Origin of the sequence: Rahnella sp. AN3-3W3, assembly GCF_003263545.1 — a bacterium.
Taxonomy (GTDB): Bacteria; Pseudomonadota; Gammaproteobacteria; order Enterobacterales; family Enterobacteriaceae; genus Rahnella; species Rahnella variigena.
The window spans coordinates 1-17191 of the sequence record NZ_JYDG01000088.1; the positions used below are offsets into that span (position 1 = coordinate 1).

Annotated in this window: 18 protein-coding genes; 6 read left to right on the plus strand and 12 right to left on the minus strand. The window is 49.3% G+C overall.

Features of this window, described 5'->3' with window-relative positions; translation table 11 throughout:
• The first annotated feature begins 176 nt into the window (after positions 1–176).
• Positions 177–995, plus strand: a complete 819-nt coding sequence (locus tag UC15_RS20280; protein WP_112290485.1) for a DUF932 domain-containing protein — start codon at positions 177–179, stop codon at positions 993–995.
• An 86-nt stretch (positions 996–1081) separates the two neighbouring features.
• Positions 1082–1387 carry a DUF5983 family protein gene (locus UC15_RS20285; protein WP_112290487.1) on the plus strand — a complete coding sequence of 102 codons (306 nt, stop codon included), beginning with the start codon at positions 1082–1084 and terminating at the stop codon, positions 1385–1387.
• 145 nt (positions 1388–1532) lie between these two features.
• Here the strand turns inward: UC15_RS20285 and UC15_RS20290 are convergent, their stop codons facing one another.
• Positions 1533–1856 carry a molybdopterin-guanine dinucleotide biosynthesis protein MobC gene (locus UC15_RS20290; protein WP_112290488.1) on the minus strand — a complete coding sequence of 108 codons (324 nt, stop codon included), beginning with the start codon at positions 1854–1856 and terminating at the stop codon, positions 1533–1535.
• Positions 1857–2123: 267 nt separating this feature from the next.
• Between UC15_RS20290 and mobA the strand changes: the two genes are divergently transcribed.
• The 4 genes from mobA (at position 2124) to timP (ending at position 5925) form a co-directional block, all read left to right on the plus strand.
• A complete protein-coding gene (gene mobA, locus UC15_RS20295) occupies positions 2124–2468 on the plus strand; it encodes a plasmid mobilization protein MobA (protein ID WP_004720848.1) in 345 nt (114 codons plus the stop codon).
• 1 nt (position 2469) lies between these two features.
• The gene (gene traI / locus UC15_RS20300; RefSeq protein WP_112290490.1) at positions 2470–4392 is read left to right on the plus strand and encodes a TraI/MobA(P) family conjugative relaxase; all 1923 of its coding nucleotides are present in this window, start codon (positions 2470–2472) and stop codon (positions 4390–4392) included.
• A gap of 282 nt (positions 4393–4674) precedes the next feature.
• Complete coding sequence (locus UC15_RS20310; protein ID WP_112290493.1) at positions 4675–5442, plus strand: hypothetical protein; 768 nt, start codon at positions 4675–4677, stop codon at positions 5440–5442.
• A 363-nt stretch (positions 5443–5805) separates the two neighbouring features.
• Entirely contained in the window at positions 5806–5925 is a 120-nt protein-coding gene (gene timP, locus UC15_RS26280; RefSeq protein WP_289817370.1) for a small toxic inner membrane protein TimP, read from the plus strand.
• 37 nt (positions 5926–5962) lie between these two features.
• Here timP and UC15_RS20315 read toward each other — a convergent pair whose 3' ends face one another.
• The 11 genes from UC15_RS20315 to traW all read right to left on the minus strand — a co-directional run bounded on the left by UC15_RS20315 (position 5963) and on the right by traW (position 17187).
• On the minus strand, positions 5963–6505 hold the full coding sequence (locus UC15_RS20315) for a phospholipase D family protein (RefSeq protein ID WP_369964545.1): 543 nt from the start codon (positions 6503–6505) through the stop codon (positions 5963–5965).
• A gap of 80 nt (positions 6506–6585) precedes the next feature.
• Complete coding sequence (trbC, locus tag UC15_RS20320) at positions 6586–8886, minus strand: F-type conjugative transfer protein TrbC (RefSeq protein ID WP_112290496.1); 2301 nt, start codon at positions 8884–8886, stop codon at positions 6586–6588.
• 10 nt (positions 8887–8896) lie between these two features.
• The gene (locus UC15_RS20325; protein ID WP_112290497.1) at positions 8897–9961 is read right to left on the minus strand and encodes a DsbC family protein; all 1065 of its coding nucleotides are present in this window, start codon (positions 9959–9961) and stop codon (positions 8897–8899) included.
• A gap of 4 nt (positions 9962–9965) precedes the next feature.
• The gene (locus UC15_RS20330) at positions 9966–11249 is read right to left on the minus strand and encodes a conjugal transfer protein TrbA (protein ID WP_112290499.1); all 1284 of its coding nucleotides are present in this window, start codon (positions 11247–11249) and stop codon (positions 9966–9968) included.
• Between the two features lie 90 nt (positions 11250–11339).
• Positions 11340–11717 (minus strand): hypothetical protein, encoded by a 378-nt coding sequence (locus UC15_RS25710; protein WP_157961014.1) that lies wholly within the window; start codon positions 11715–11717, stop codon positions 11340–11342.
• A 165-nt stretch (positions 11718–11882) separates the two neighbouring features.
• Positions 11883–12611, minus strand: a complete 729-nt coding sequence (locus UC15_RS25715; RefSeq protein WP_157961015.1) for a hypothetical protein — start codon at positions 12609–12611, stop codon at positions 11883–11885.
• A gap of 23 nt (positions 12612–12634) precedes the next feature.
• Entirely contained in the window at positions 12635–12922 is a 288-nt protein-coding gene (locus UC15_RS20340; RefSeq protein WP_112290502.1) for a type II toxin-antitoxin system RelE/ParE family toxin, read from the minus strand.
• Positions 12919–13170 (minus strand): type II toxin-antitoxin system Phd/YefM family antitoxin, encoded by a 252-nt coding sequence (locus tag UC15_RS20345; protein ID WP_112290503.1) that lies wholly within the window; start codon positions 13168–13170, stop codon positions 12919–12921. Before UC15_RS20345 ends, UC15_RS20340 begins: the two co-directional genes overlap by 4 nt.
• A 106-nt stretch (positions 13171–13276) precedes the next feature.
• A complete protein-coding gene (locus UC15_RS20350) occupies positions 13277–15418 on the minus strand; it encodes a DotA/TraY family protein (protein WP_112290505.1) in 2142 nt (713 codons plus the stop codon).
• Positions 15419–15484: 66 nt separating this feature from the next.
• Positions 15485–15994 (minus strand): conjugal transfer protein TraX, encoded by a 510-nt coding sequence (gene traX / locus UC15_RS20355; protein ID WP_112290507.1) that lies wholly within the window; start codon positions 15992–15994, stop codon positions 15485–15487.
• The gene (gene traW, locus UC15_RS20360) at positions 15994–17187 is read right to left on the minus strand and encodes a conjugal transfer protein TraW (protein ID WP_112290508.1); all 1194 of its coding nucleotides are present in this window, start codon (positions 17185–17187) and stop codon (positions 15994–15996) included. Before traW ends, traX begins: the two co-directional genes overlap by 1 nt.
• Positions 17188–17191: the final 4 nt, after the last annotated feature.

The following is a 17191-nucleotide window of genomic DNA, read 5'->3' on the forward strand; positions in this document are numbered from 1 at the left end:
CGCAGTCGCTCGTTCCTCACGCCTTTGCGCTGCGGCCTCGAAGTCGCCCCTGTTCGTTCAGCTGATACCCCGTTCCGGTCTTTTGTCACAGCAACGGGCTCCCCGCCTTCATCACAACAAAGGGGAGACACCGTAAAGAAGCCGTAAGGCAATCGTACCTGAGAGGAGAAATATCTATGCGTTTAGCTTCCCGTTTTGGTAATGCCAATGTGATCCGCCGTGACCGCCCGCTGACCAATGATGAGCTTGCCCGCTTTGTGCCAAGCGTATTTTCAGAAGAAAAACATGAGTCTCGCAGCGAACGCTACACCTATATCCCGACCATCACACTGCTCGATAAGCTGCGTAGTGAAGGCTTTCAGCCTTTCTTTGGGTGTCAGACGCGTGTACGCGATCAGGGAAAACGTGAGCATACAAAACATATGCTGCGGCTGCGCAGAGAAGGGCAGATCGCCGGTAAAGAAGTGCCTGAAATTATTCTTCTTAACAGTCACGATGGTTCAAGCAGTTATCAGATGATCCCCGGCATGTTCCGTTTTGTATGCATGAATGGTTTAGTGTGTGGCGATACGTTCGGTGATATTCGTGTCCCGCACAAAGGAGACGTCGTTGGTCAGGTCATTGAGGGCGCTTATGAGGTGCTCAACGTCTTTGACAGCGTTGCTGAATCCCGTGAAGAAATGAAAGCTATCACGTTGCGACCGGATGAGCAGCACCTGCTGGCGACTACCGCACTGAACTACAAATATGACGGCGCACATATACCGGTGGCCGCTGAAGATGTATTGCTCACACGCCGTCACGAAGACCGTAGTCCTGATTTGTGGACAACCTACCAAAAAGTTCAGGAAAACCTTATTAAAGGCGGATTGAACGGACGCACTGCGAAAGGCAAACGCTCAACGACCCGTCGCGTTAATGGCATTGCAGGGGACGTCAAACTTAACCGCGCCCTGTGGGAAATGGCGGAAAACTTTAAGAACCTGAAAAGTTAATCACAGCCGATAACCAGTCGTTAAACCGGCTGGTTATCAAAGAGCACGATAATTTTTTAACGTCATTCATAATACAGGGTATCGATATGTACAGTACCTCTCCCGAGTTTAAAAAATGTCTGGTATGTAGCATCGGGCATATGATGCTGGAAGATTCAGTCATTCTGAAAGAACGTTCATGGGAAACGGCCAGTTGGGTTGCAGAATCTGATTATGGTTTGATGATTTCATTGTACAACGGTAAGAAAACACTTCTTCGCTTGAAAAATTTTGGTCTGTCCAAGTCCTTGCGGAGATTCATTCTGAAGATGATACAAAAACATCATGTCCACATGATTGAGTTCGATCGTGATGGTGATGCTATTGAGGGAGAAGAATTTTTCGAGTGGTGATTTTTGTTCACAGCCTGACGATAATATGTCGGGCTGTATGTGCTTTTTTTTAAAACCGATCACCATTTTCAGCGCGTTTCACCACGCAGGGGATTGACCCCTTTGCGGTGAAATAACACACATCACATTAGCAGCAATGTCGCTATCAGGATGATTTTGATTCTGCCTGCTCAGGCGTTTTTGCATTTGCTGATTTCTGAACAGCCGCTTTCTTGCGACTTTTCGCCGTACCGGTATCAATTGCCTCTTTTATTGCTTTTATGCTGACAGTTATCCCAGCCAAATCCAGCGCTGATTTTATCTCAGCCACCGAATAACCTTTTTTCACAGACAGTTCGATAAGCTGTTCTCTCAGGTGTGAAAGTACATCTTTTCCTTTCATTCGTGATGCATTCAAATCAGGTAATTCAGCGAGCTGCATTTTTGCCAGTTCAAGCTGTTCCTGTGTGTAAAAGCTGTTTGCAGCCATATCCATATCCTTTTGTGTTTTGTGCAGAGTCAACTTTCCAATTATACCCTCGTGTTCGCCCAGGAATCAAAGGGACCCCATTCCACATCTGGCGTAATGACTTTACAAAGAAAATCGGCCATAATGGCGTATATTGAAGTAAAACGTGGGACAGGGTATGTTTTGTAGCACCGCCTGCACGCAGTCGGCCCACAAAACGACCTGGTCAGGACTCCGTCCCGACACCCTAGTTGCAGTGCCCGCCTCAGCGGTTAAGCAGGATTAAAGATGAGTAAGAGTGAGAAACGCCAGAGAACGGCTTTGCTGGGCAGCGTGCGATGCTTCCCTGAAGAGAAAGAACAGATACAGGCCAGTGCCAAATCAGCCGGTCTGTCTACCGGTGAGTTTCTTCGGCGTTCTGCTCTTGGTCGCCGTATTGTGGCTAAAGGCGACACACGGCAGATGAATGAGATACTGAAGCTGGGGGGATTGTTGAAGCATCTCTACAGTGAAATGAAGAAAGACGGTGTTATGACGACGGAAAGAAGCAAAGACTTTTCTGACGCTCTGATTGCGACAAAGGTTGCTTTGATGAAGTTCAGAGCTGACAGCCTGAACAATACTGAGGACTAAGATGCTTGCGGTAGTCGCTGAAAGAAGGCGTGACGGTAAATCCAGTTTCGTACAACTTATCTCTTACACCATCCTGCGTGATGATGTGGAGATGAGCGAAACGCTCTCGCCAGAGAAACCGTTTGTTCGTAAGTCCCGGGCGGAAGATAAAATTTTTAATGACCTCGTTGGGTACGCGACGCGTAATGCGCTGCCTGATTCGCAGGATATTATCGCAACGTTCCCGGACGGACGCCAGCAGGTGCGTTGCGATAATGTCATATGCGAAACTAACTGTTTTTCACTGGAGACTTCGTCTACGGAAATGGACATGGTTGCCATGCAAAACACGCGCTGCAATGACCCTGTCTACCACGCCATCCTGTCCTGGCCGACCTCAGAACGGCCGACGCCTGACCAGATTTTTGAGTCAGCAAGGTATTGTCTTAAGCGTCTGGGAATGGAAGATCATCAGTATGTTTTCGCCATACATGATGACACTGATAATGTGCACTGCCACCTGACCGTAAATCGTGTCAATCCGGCTAGTTACAAAGTCGCCGCCCCCTACAATGATTATTTTACCCTTGACCGTTGCTGTCGTGAGCTGGAGCTGAAAAATGGCTGGAAGCATGACAATGGACCTTACATGGTTAATGGCGACGGTGCGATTTCCCGGAACCGCAAGTTTTACAAATCAGCACCTTCCGCTGCACGACAGATGGAGCACTTTGGCGACAAGGAAAGTCTGTTCTCTTATGCCGTAGATAATTGCAGGGAGAAGCTGAATTCTTTGTTTATGCAAAGTGATTACAGCTGGGATGACGTGCATGACATTCTGATCGCTGCCGGGCTTGAGCTACGTAAGAAAGGTGAGGGCCTCGCTATCTATGACGTTGCCAATGATGAGCAATGTTCAGTTAAGGCTAGCGATCTACATCCGGAACTGACGCTGAGCTGTCAGCAGGAATTGCTCGGGAAATTTAATCCAGCATCCATTGTTCGTGAAGTTAACAAGGATGGTAAAGAAGTATTGCTGAGTACAGTGAACATTTATTCGCAGTATGACAACCGCCTTCACCGTCGCGATAACGGGGCGAGAGCTGAACGTCGTAATGCGCGTGCAGAGGCAAGACAGGATTTAATTTCCCGCTACAAGGCATACAAAACCAGTTTTGTCCTGCCGGGAATTTCTGCTGATGAATCCCGGACCCGATTCCGTGAACTGTCGGCCAGTTATCGCATTCGTAAAAATAATGTCCGCCTGAGTGAACGTGATCCACTGCTGCGTAAACTGATGTTCCGTGCGCTGGAAGTTGAGAAGATGAAAGATATGGCTGCGCTGCGTCTCCAGCTTCGTGATGAGAGAAAGGCTTTGAAAGAGAGACCAGATGCTCGTCCGCTGTCATATCGTGCCTGGGTGGAAGTGCAGGCAACGCAGTATGATGCTGCAGCCATCTCGCAGCTGCGTGGCTGGGCTTATCGCGAAAAGCGGAAGAACCGCACGGCGACAATCTCCAATAACTTCATTCTTTATGCGCCTGCAGATGATATTAAGCCATCTCATATTCGAGGCTATGATACGCATGTGAATCGTGATGGTGCGGTGGTGTATTCGTCAGGTGGAAAACCTGTACTTCTCGATCGCGGATTGTTTATTGAGGTTGCCGATGTGCCGGCAGAGAAGGGTAAAAATCTGGCGATGGCTTTGCATATTTCGGGCCAGAAAAGTGGCGAGAAGGTGGAAGTCCGGGGCGATAAATCATTTGTTCAGGGTACGATGCAGTACATTCCTCACTTTAATGCGTCGTCAGGAAAAACTGTACCATTGACTCACCCCGCACAGCGCAGCATGGCCGGTTATGATGCGCCGAAGGTGCAACAAAGTTCGCCTGCCCAGTCAATGAACACACCAGGGCGACATATGCCACCCAAACCACGCTGATAATTTATTCCTGCTGAAAAAAAGGAACTCAGCAGCCATGGATGAACATATTAAACCTGCCGACCTGTCATATCTGACACCTGCTATGGTCAGGGCGGCCAGAGACTTTGTGGACCTTAAATTTCAGATTGATACGGTAGCCAGAAAGCACCGGCGAATATTCCGGACGACCTACATGGACCAATGGGAGGAGGGGAGTATGAGCCATATAATGGCAGTGGATTTTTTAATAACATAATACCCTTTCTACCCCGGGACAGAACATCACAAAAAGCGACCGTCATGGCGGTACCAGTGGCTCATTCGCTCGGCTGCAGCTGGAACTGGTGGCCTGACAATGACAAGCCGACCAGAGAGAAAAACGAAATTATTTCCCGTATTACATCAGAACGTGGGATAAGCAGCACGGGTTATACGTATAAACCTGAGTTGGGGCTATTTCTGCCCGGAGAGGGAAAGAATCGGGTTAACTTCTGCCGGTTTCACGATATTGAGCACGTACCCGCGCAGGTTTATGTCGAACATTACCCTGAAGCTGAGAGACTCAAAGTTTACATTATCGGCGTTGCTGGCGGCAGGGATGTCTGGGCAGTTCTTGATAACAGGTTCGTGCAAAAAGTCAGCCATTACGCTTATGCGCTGCCATTACTCAAAGCTTACGGTGTCACTATCTCGCATGAGTGGCCAAAAGATCTGCCTGCGTTGTATGTGCTTCTTAAGAATGAGCGTTACTGTTCCGAGGATGATACCTTTCACAGGAAGGTTATCGATATCATCGCTGTGCGCAAAGTGCTTGATAAAGCATCAGAGAAAGCGGCGCTGGCGGAACAATATGCACGGTGCGGCCTGTTGGATCTCCCTCTGCACAAAAAATATATTTGTCTGGCGTGGGTTTTACTGGTCTGGCTGGTTTCTGCAGTTGTATGGGGGAATTTCAGGGAGGGAGTTGTCGGGGATATTTCGCTTGCCATCGTGGCGGTCACTTCCGGTATTCTCATCTTGATGATGGCACCGGTGTTGCAGGTTAGAAAGAAGCACCTTGACGATTAGACTATTAGCCTTGCTCGATACACTGCAGAAACAAAAAAACCGCCATAGTGGCGGTTTTTTTGTGCTGGTCAGGTTAGCGGCCTTTCCAGCAGGGCTTTGGTTACTAACGTAACGCAAGCGCGTAACAGTGTTCATATATTGGGCGACTATACAAAAGGTGTCAAGAGGTACTATACAAAATTTGTCGTGTCTGGATATGGGATGTGTACAATATCACCGGGCCTTTCCGCCGCCTTAGCAAGCGGGCACTGGACTAGGGAAAGGGTATCCAACGGCCGTAAACGCAAGCGCGTAACAGTGCTTGTTTTCACGGTGGTATCTCCAGTGATGTTAGCGTGAAGCGGTCTGAGCAAGGACCGCGCAATGAAACGGTACTTTTGTATTGTGCTCATTGTTTCTGGTGCATTGTTGTCTCACGGGGAAGGGGGCTGGAGTATCTCCAACAACTCAATTACTGTGACCATCAACGCAGCAGGCAAGTAAGCCAGGTAGCCGTCCTTCGGGGCGGCTTTCCTCTGTATTAATAGGATGATTTCCAGTCTGTTCCCAAATCCCAGCGGGACTGCCAGTGAGCCAGGTACGTCTGAGCCAGCTCAGGCATCTCGCGCACGACCAGAGCATTCTCTGAATTGGACCGTGCCGCCGCGCTGCTATAATTAAAGCTACCTACCTCAACACTCTGATTATCAACAATTAAAACCTTATCGTGCATAATTTTATATCTGTTAACTGTCCTGACAGGAATATCGGCATTAACCAGCAGGTTCATTGCTGCCACACTGGCTTTACTGCTATTGCCTTTCTCATCGAGCACTACTTTTACATCAACTCCCCGACGCCTCGCATTCGTTAGCGCTTTAACTACTTCTGGTGACGTAAAGGAATAGCCCATCAGCCGAATACTCTGCCGGGCATCATCTATGGTCCCCAGCACCAGTCGTAATGCACTGCCTTCTGGTGAGAAACCCGCCTCGATCGTCGGGGTTGCAACGGCAGAACTGACAGCCAAAAGCAGAACGCCGGCCAAAGTAATTGACCGTAATGTACGGATAGTCATTTTCATTCCTTAATGATTTAAAAATTGAGCTTATTGAGCTAATGGTTTAGTCAGCGGTTGGAGGAGCTGGCGGGGAAGTGTTTATTTCAGTAGGTAAGATGTTCGGTTGTGTTATCAAAATCATCAGCAAAGGACTGGTCTGCCAAATTTTCATAATAAGCGTCCTGAGTATCGTAATGTGCCGTTGGCGGGGATGGTGCCCTTTGTGGTTGGCCAGATTCCGGGGCTCCCTGCACGCTGGTATTATTCTGGTGTGCTTCTTCAATCCGTTTCTTCGATATGCGGATATTTTCCTGCTCTTTCAGCCAGCGATAGCGTCCTCCCGTTTCTTTCAGCGCATCGATGGCGGTTTCAAACAACAAAATCCCCCGTTCTTCAGGGGAGTAGATCACGTCATCGCGGTTATCGAGATCGGCAGCCAGAGTGGTGAGAGCCATCAGGGTTTTGTCAGCTATGCGGGCATTCAGCTGGCTGTTCCACTCCCCGGGAACGGTAGAGCGGCAGATATCCAGGATATGAGAGACACGTTCCTGAGAGACGGGACGCCGGCGTGCAGCTGCAGGCAGTTCACGGCAAAGGTCACTGAAGTCGGGATGCCGAATAGGTACATACCGGTTAATTTTCACATTCAGCTTTGAGATTTTTTCATCATCAGGGATGTATATCGAATTACTACGTATCTGCTGGTCTTCAAATACGATGATGCCTTCGCCAGATTTTAAAGCCTTTAGTTCCGACAGTTGGATATTGTCCCGATCGCGGAATTCCACTCTATCGACGTCCTGATAGCTCCCCATACCTGTGCGATCCATCGTTCTTTGCTCGGCATACTGGCCCGTACCACCGACGGCCCGGATCATCTTCAACGTGTCTTCCGTATCTTCGGTTTTCATGAAGTGTTTAGTGCCCAGGTTTGCATTCACGGAATGTACCTCTTTACCGTGTTTGAGCATGGCCTGAATATCCTGTGCCAGGATAACCAACATGTAACGCAGGCTTCGCATTTGTGCGGCCAGCTTGGCCAGACCCGGGGCAAAGTAATAACCCACCTCATCGCAGATGATCATGAAGGGAAATTTGCTGGCAAATTTTTTCACCGTCAACGTGTGTTCCGGAGAGCCATCAATCTTGTTCCCTAGGTCTTTGGCTATATTCATCTGGATATCGGAGATATATAGCTTTCCCAGCGTGGCTGCTTCGTTGTCAGAGAGTTCCAGGGCGGGAATAAGTACCACCAGAGTGCGATCGTTGTGCAGAATATCTTGCATATCGATGTCGCCGCCGCCTTTCGGAAAAACGTGGCCATACGTGTCGTTAAACATGCTGAGCATGCGGGTGAACTGCTGGATAAGGTATCCATGCTGATCCAGTGCGCCTTGCGCCCAGTCGGATGGACGATTTATCAGCTTCATGTCAAAGCCGGCGAGGTTAGCCAGATAGTTCTCCATCGGCTTGTAACCTTCTTCATGCCACCCGTCGTTCAGTGCTTCCCGATACAAGCCAACGAATTTCACCAGTGGCAGGTAAGACTGGATAACCGCCTGTGTCAGCATAATATTATCGCGGGCGCGCTTATAACACAGGGCATAAACCAGGGCATTCATCATGGCGCGCGCTTTGTCTTTCCAGCCTTCATCGCTGCCGTTCCCCGCCGGCAACAGTGATTCCATCAGCTGAATGATGAATGTCGGACTACCGTAAGCAAACGGATTAGTGCTGTTTGACTGGGGGCGGGACTTATCTCCGAGCATCAGTTTTTTAAACCGGTCATCATTGCCGGTGATGAAGCTCAGCACATGCCAGTCGTCTTCCTGACCGAAACGCCGTGCCATTGACCAGGTGGCTACTGCGAGATCAATCTGTGCCTTCCCGTCGGAAATACAACAGCCACGGGTCATGCACAGTGAGTTCAGGTAAAGAGAATAGAGCGTTTCTGTTTTACCACCGCCAGTGGTGGCCATGATTTGCATGTGACGCAGAGCATCAGAGGTTTCAAGCCACAGTTCTTTTCCCCGGTCACGACCACGGCCAACGCCGAGACACAGTGTACCGGCCGCTTCCCCACGGACAATCTTAGGCAGATTCAGGTTCAGCAGCGGTATGTTCCAGCTCAATTCGCGTTCTGTAGACAAATCAAACCCACCAACGTCCATCGGGATACGCAGCGGTAAACGAAAGCGCTGATCGCTGAACGCGACCAGCAGGATAATATTGAAGGGCAGGGATAACAGGAGGGTTGCCGGCCATATCACGCCGAACAAGAGGGAAGATACCAATAAAAACTGCACAGTAAACGGTGCCAGCATTAACCGTTCAGCCAGTCTGCCCTGTACCTGTCGGCTTATGAGCTGATTTCCTACCGGCCCGTGACGTCCTTTTAAATCCATTGCTAGCTCCTTACTGGGCGTTGTTAAGGAAGGCCTGCAGTGCGGCATCGCTGGTCATTGCCTGCAACGGGATCATGCGGCCGTCATCGCTGATAACGGTCGGCGTGCCCGGGAGATGGTAGAGCTCAAAGGCCATATCATTACGCGCCAAAGCGTTCTGCCCTGCTTCGCAGGAAGCTGGCTTCGGTTCTGATTTAGCGGTCGGGTTCAGCATACCGGCACCAATATCAAAAATGCTGCGCCACATATCGGCGCGTTTTGCTGCCGGTGCGCACAGTAATGGGACCACTTGCTCTGCTGTGCGGGCTTTTCTTATCAGTGTGACCGGAAATATTTCCACATTGTATTGCGCGGAGAGGGCCTGCACGGTCGGCTCGAATATCCTGCAGTTAGGGCATTCAGGATCAGAAAAGATATAAAGGGTTCTCGGATGGCCAGAGGATAACTGGATGGTGAATTCCTGTTTTGCGGCACCGTTCTTCAGACGTGTGGCCAGCATGTGGCGGGCTTCGGCCGCTTCTTCGGGAGATAGCGAAACTCGTTGCGCTGGCGTATTCACTGCAGCTGCTGAAGATGTGCTGACGGATTCGGTTCGGGCTGGCATCACTACAGACGGCGGCAGAAGTGTACTTGCTGCTGATTCTGTGGTTTTCACTGGAGACTGAAACGCGGGCACGGGAACCGGTGGCCGTGTCGGATGAGGGGGGTTAATGAGCCACGACGCCCATGCACCCGCCAGAAAGAGAAAAATGACGCCAGGAATGAGCCAGTGGCCTCCTCTTTTGTATAGCGTTTTCACTCTGGTTTCGTTCATAGCCATACGCTGCAACGCATCTGCTGTGGTGTTCATTATGTTGCTGGCAAGTTCAGGGTCGTCGGTGGTAAAGAGCCTGACGAAGCCGTTGCAGGACTGCCGCATCCAGATCGTGTACTGACCAGCATCCTGCTCAAGCGTTAGCTGATAACGATCGTCTAAAGGGCGATGCAGATTAAACAAGCTACGGCCGTTCAGTCGTACCTGCAGATGTTGTCCATGAATTTCGGTCGAGGTTTCGTTAACAATTTGTTCTGACATGGGATTATCTCATTTTAGGGCGAAAGGAATGTACGTGGCGGTGAACGTGTTGCTCATCAGAATTTGTACCCGACTGCGTCGGGTTGTCTTCGTCGTCATCGTCCTCTTCTTCATCATCAACAGGTCGCATGGGCGGTGGCGTGTCATCGACCACTGCCCCGATATTTCTCAGGTCTGTTTCGAGTCCATCAAGGGCGAGTGACATAATGGGTTTGCTCAGTTTGACGCGATAACGGGCGGCCAGTTTTTCCCAGTGGGACTGACTGATCACCCCGGCACCTTCAACGAACGGCCAGGGGCGACCGGTGGACGCCAGTGTGTACCAGAGCGTGCGGTCGAGTCCTTTCAGCCAGCGGTATCGGCGGATAGGAAGGTGGAGGTCGTTATCATGCAATGCGGCGATAGCGGTGCGGACATAACCGTATTGCCTGATCCAGGATTGCGCGGCTGGCGTTATGGCCACTTTTCGAAATGCTTTGTCTGCCAGTGACAGATTGGGATAGCCGATTTTGTTTCGGTACTTGCGGTCTGATTTCAGCGTGGAGCGGTTTAGTGCATCCAGCAGCAGCTCTGCCTCTTTGCGTTTGTCCAGAAAGTGCTGCAGGCCAAATATGGCGAACATGGCACGTTCATGGTCACTGAAGTGCTTAAATTCAGGGGGTAACTGGCCCTGTTTCGCAACATCGCCATTCTCATGAGGCAATGGTTCACCAAGTTGAGCAATAAACTTCTGCTCAGCCAGTTCCCGGCGAAGTCGGCGGTTAACTACCAGTTTGTGCTCGATAGCAAATTCATCGGGGGCCTGTGCGCTGCGGTGTTCTTCCGGATCCACATTCAGCAGCTGGGTCTTCTTATCGCCATAGGCCAGGGCCGGCACGATGGCCGGAGAAAATGACGCGATGATGCGGGGAAGTGAGTGAATGGAAATATTCCGACGGGTCCTACTCACCTGATGGCGGCGAACGGAGAGCGTGCCGATAACAACAAGCGGGAGCAGGGCAATCAGCAGGATGCCTGCCGTTACATCTATGACTGAGAAGAATTCAGACCAGGATACTGCCTCCGCATTGTTGTGCGTAGAAGCCAGAAGATTAATACGCCAGGCAGCGTCAGCATGGAAGCGGGGGAAATCTGCCAGACTCCACAGCCAGTAGAGCAAGGTAGTGGTGCATTCAATGGTGAGCTGCCGGAAAAACAGGGCTGCGACCATCAGAGTAATAAACAGGCCGACAGCGGCCATTGTCCAGTCATTACCTGACTGGACGTCATTGCGAATGGGTTGCGCCATAGGGAATAGCCTTAGACTTATGAGGGGCGAGTCGGGGAGGGGGAAATACTTTCTTTCTGCTTTCTCTGTTTGGCCATCGCTTCAGTGAAGTTATGAGCAAACATGGTTGGCATTTCGTAACAGTTTTTCACCCCGGACAGTAAGCCTAAACTCATACCTATCGTTGCAGTGGCATGGTGTATTCGGGCAGCAGCGAAGGGTAAATACTTCTACCAGTCCTAGCTCCTCTAATATCCGAGCAGCATCTAAAGCCTGTTCGTATACACTTTCTGACCTGCTCCCGCCAATACCATCCATTGATTCTAATGACGCGCGAATGCCATATTGGCGAAAAAGATGAAACCATTTGCCGCTGAAACGCCACTGAATGCGACCCTGTTGAATATCCCAGGGCTCTCTTGCGATAGAACGCAAGGCCATGAACTGATCGTTGTTCAGACGTGTTGCTTCGTCATGGGGCGTACTCATGAATTTTTGCCTCGTATCATATTGAAGATGTCATCATTCACACGGCTCTAAATTCAGCTTTACTGAACCCGAATGAATGTTCTGGTGGTGTTGCGGATGCAAAAGAAGAGGCACCCTGAAAAGGGTGCCTCGGAGTCGGTACTGTGGGTTACAGCAGAAGGGAAATTAGTTTGGCGGCAGGATCAGGTTCAGCCCCTGCTCGTCAGCAATACGTTTTGCCTGGTGTTCAACGTAACCGGGTACGTTGTTCTCATATGTCCAGGTTTGGTTACGCATGGCATTGATTTTTTCATACAGCTGGCTGGCTTTACCAGTAGATATAGCGATAGATGGTAGATCAGGTATGCCGGTGTAAATTCTTAAGGTATTACCTTCCACTTCAATCGATTTCCAGTCATACATACCGAAACCCATTACGCGGATATCTTTAGGGTAAATAAAACTTGTAACACTGGTTCCCGTGTGAGAAATGAAAATTATCGTTCCTCTTTTTGTGTCAAGAGAAAAGTAATGAGTTCCAATTTTTGAGCTTACAATATTTGATGCCAATGGAACGGATAACTCCAGATCTCTAAAGAATCGTGTAAAGGCTGATATGTTCTTTCTGGCTTTTGTTATCCAAGTGATAATCCATATGAGGTTTATAATTAATAGTGGGGTGAAAATAACCACCCATGCTTCTTCTGGATGGCGGAAGTAATTACTAAATAAAAAACCTGAACGATAAGGGTTGTAGGCAACTGATGGGTAACTATCGTACAGAAAAGATATAATCCCAAAAGAACCAAACCACAGTGACAATGGAATTCCAGCAAATATGTTAGATAAAAATAGAAGCCTGCATGTTTTTATTTTTAGTGTGGGGGATGATGTATCAATATATTTTACAGTCATATATATATCTTCCTGATATTGTTTTATCTGATGCGTTTGCTTGCTAGATTGTACACTTCATTGTGCTCTCGTTTACCAACAGCGACCACGGCAATAACCAACTCATCGTTAATTATCTGATATACCAGTCTGAAACCTGATGCCCGAAGTTTAATCTTGTAGCAGTCTGGCAGGTTACGCAGCCTAGCCGAGGGAATATGCGGGTTCTCAATGCATTTTTTCAACTTCTTAGCAAACTGCTGTTGTATAGACTTATCAAGGTTGTTCCACTCCTTAAGCGCATCTGTTCTGAACTTAACTTTGTAGCTCATAAATAGCTATCCAGATCGACATCGTGCAGTGCCTGCTCTGAGCGTTGTTTGATAAGAGCGGCTAACTCCTGGTCGTCAATATACTCCAGCATTTGTTCATACAACTCTGCCGGTACGCAGTAAAAAGCTGGTTGGTTACGATTGAGGATGGCCACCGGATACCCGTCGCCAGCGCTAACCGTTGCCATAGGATTTGTTTTTAGTTCAGTGATGCTGGCAGTCGTGTTGCTATGAATGATGTTAGGCATAAAACCTCTGGATTGAAAACCACTTAATAGGTTCTATTTTACCATCAAAAAACCTATTAACAAGTTCTTTGATGGTGTTTTGCCCAGTTTCATTAGAAGAAAGAAGCTATTTAAAGCCGTCAGCATCACCTGCAGGCTTGTTTTGATCCATTTTCTTAATTCCAGGAGTATGGCCTGCTTTACCACCAAATCCGGCAAACATGTTGCGGGCAGACTCTACTGCACCTTTCATCATTTGCGCAGCTTCTCGGCCACCAAGCCAGGCGATAACATAGTCTGGCAGGTAAGCCTGAAGGCTGAATGCCGAAGATACCAACGTAGTACAGAGGCGTGCATAAATCATTAAAATACCGAGGATGCTTGCCAGACCAGTTACTGAATTGGCCTGAACATTTGCAAGTGCTGGTAAAAACAGAATATTTAGTAAGGTACCAATTGCCACTACAACAAGACTGGCGAAGAAAAAGCCGAAGACCATCAGGCTGGGACGAATGGCGGCATCAATCAAAAATATATAACCGTAGTTTGCACGACTTCCTTTATCTTCTTCCGTACCAATATGTGTTGCAGCCCACAATGATCCGGCTGTAGTACCAATAAGTACGCTTCCTAGCCACGTAGTGCACGCAGTAATCCAGTAAATCAATGGAATGAATGGTAGGAATATGGACAGGGAAAATGCGACGCTAATTAGAATTAATAGTATGAAGTACACTACAGGAGCGATAGCGCCCATTACACTCTTAGCTATATAACCTGCACCAGAAACAGCATTAACCAATTTCCCTATGCCGATCCCATTACCCCAATCAACAGCGGCTTTGGCTATTGTGAAAGCAGTGAAGGTTCCCTGAGCTGCGACTAGGGTATAATCACCAATGGCTTTCATTTGCAATAATGGATTTATTTGAGTTGAGGACTCTTGATCCCCGTTTGTCATAACATAATTTGCAATTTTGTATGTAAATTGCTGCATATCTGGCATCACTTTTATCAATGCGGAATTAGCTGACTGTGCATCATCAAGGTTATCGTTCCCCGGCATATTTGCTGACCCAAGCGGGGGTGTAAACGTTGAGTTTTTTCTTTGCGCCAACAGTGCTGTTTTTATTTCCTCTTGTAGTCGGCCGACGCCTACTTCTCCGATACTTGACGGCCCGGTCACTATTGGGCTCTGATGAGCGACATCATTTACTTTCTGGTTAGCGGTGGCAAAGGATTGATACCAGGCACCGAGAGATATCCAGCCGCTTTGTTTGAGATAATTAGCAAGTTCTCCCCTGATAGTTCCTTCATTATTTACGGCTGAGGTTGCAGCGTTGATGGTGTCTTCATATTGCCTTGCTGCCTGCTGGATTTCTGATTCAACATCGGGAAGCTGGGATTGCGCGCCATCCTGATAGCTGAGCCAGGCATTAACAAAGTTTTCCGCACTGGCTGAAAGCGTACTATTGATCGCGGTAAAGGCGGTGTTCTGTGCATTTTCCAGTGGGGCTGAGTTGATGGGAACGCTAAATGAGAACCCAGAACTATTCTCTGTTGTTTCAGGTAGTCTCGCACTGCCACAGATTGCACTACCATTCGTTATGCGGATTTCCTTCCCATCAGTCGAGTGCTGAACAGACATTGGCGGTGTGCTACTACTGCCGTACTGATGCATCTGTGACTGCTCAGTATTCAATGCCGCCTTGCAAAGATACATATCAAAGATGCCCCGGGCGGCAGAGATAGTTTCACCGGAGACAGGCTGCATGATCATCGACTGACCGTCCATGATCGTATCGGCAGCTTTATCAGTGAGAAGATTAGCGCTCCCTACGCCCATAATAGAAGCCATCCATAAAAACGCCAGATTGGAAATCGACCAGCCGGACGGTGTCGGAACCAGAGCCATGAAACCGGCCAGGGAGGATACGGGGGCCATCATTGTGGTACCACGACCAAAAACCTTTCCCCGGTTGCCCGTCAGAACGGTAGCCCGAAGTGTGACACCCATAAACCAGATAAAGGCGAGCCCAGCGATGATGCCATTGAACACGCCGTAAAGTTGACCAATAAAGCTGACGTTTGCCGGTTGAAGCGGATTATTTACCACGTCGCCAAACACCATAACTAACATCTGGCGGGATAAATCTGAACTGCGTGTGGCGGCAGAATTTATTGTGTCAAAAGTAACACCGTCAGCAAATGCTGGCAGCGCAATACAGGCCAGCGCGATAGCTGACATAAAGAGAAGGATTTTTTTCATGGGGAGTTTCCGTAATACGGACAGGTGTAGTTCCCGGGGAGGGAGTAAGGCAATGCGAGATTTAGATCAACGTTGCTGCCAGCTGAAAATGTCCCGTAGCCAGTTGCCAGCGGCTTTCCATTCCGAGAAAGTTCCAAGCTGGCGGGTCTGCAGCTGCCACAAGTGATATTGATTTTTCAATGCACGGACGAACATCAGGCCGCTAAATCCTGCCAGCATGAACGACATGCTCAGGGTCCGGCCGAAAAGCATGCCTGAGAAAGGTATGCCAGAGATGAGCATCGCGACTGGCAGGAACAGGGCAAGCAGTGCCGCACTGCCAAAAAGCAAAAGCCAAATGCGCTTACTCCGAAGGTAACGGCTTAAAAGCGCCTCCCGGGTCTGGCCACTCGCTCTGACCGCATCATCAAATGACAAGAGTTCGGTTGCCGATTCATCTTTTACCTGTTTCAGACGGCGGGCTTGTTCTGCCAGCTTCGTGCCCGAATATTTCATTGCCCGCAGTATGCGGGCTGTTTCAGACAGGGGAAGCAACATATTGGCAGCATGGTAAGTGGCCCTGGTGAATTTTTTCATCAGCGGGTTGCTCCTGCAGAAGCCTGCTGAAGTTTCTGTGCCAGGCGGGGTTCATAATACTGTGCGCTACTCAGACTCAGTTGCTGGCCAGACAGAATGGCGTTCTCCTGCAGCTGCTGTTTAATGCCCAGCAGAAGGGCGTTTTGTAGACTCTGAACGCGGATGGATTCGCGCATCAGATTATCACCGTCCATATTTTGCAGGTCCGTTTGATAGTCGGTATTGGCATAGCGGCGGTTCACTTCAAAAGACTCAAATTCACGCAGAGACATCATGCCGGTACGTTTGGCTTCAGCGGAGGCGTTCTGGTCATACCATGCCTTGCTGGACGGAGTTTGCAGGGTTTCAGCCAGTACGTCTTTTGTCGCCTCATTGGGCTGACTGGCGGCAACCATCGCCAGCTGTGGCTGCTCTGCCGCGCTCTGAATGGCGTCATGCTCGGTCATCAGGCCGATGTACTGGCGGCCGCTGTCTGTCTTGACCTCTCCTTTTTTCAGCGCTCGCCCCACATCGCGCCGCGATGAATTTTTCAGGTACATCATGGCCGCGTCGGTCTGTTCCTGACTGAACGTCAGTTCCGGGGCCTTATCTTCAGCACCGGCACCGGCAAGTAAGGAACTAATCTGTTTGTCACCGCCCGGGAGGTTGGAAACCCCGTTGCAGAGATCCCCCCAGGCATCCGCATCTTCCCGTGTGCAGTAATTACGATGAATATCAGCAGTGGCAAACTGGCTCTGTTCCGGTGCGGCAGGTTTTGACGATAGTACTTTTTTAATCGCAGTGTTACTGACCGCGCCGCCACTGGCCAGGCTGTTTTGTTTTGCTCCTGCTTGTCGTGCTATCTGCGAGGCTTGTCCTGATGCCGACTCACTGCAGATGGACTCTGGAACGGTATAGCTGCGTCGTGCTGTCTCCAGATTTTGCACCTGCTGTGCGTAAGTGGCGTATTGCTGCATGTTCTCTGTGGACTGTTGGATCATGGCTGCAATTTTGTCGTTTCCGGAGCTGACTGCCCCACCAATTTGCTGGTTCGTTGACAGAATGCTGCCCAGCGTGCCGTTCGCAGTGGAAAGCTGCGGGACTACTTCGGTAGTGATTGGGAGGCTTTTTACCACTTCAACTGTATAGGCTTGCGCCTGATACACAGGTAGCATCACACCGCCTATGCAGGCAGCCAGTATGAGTTTTTTCATGGGA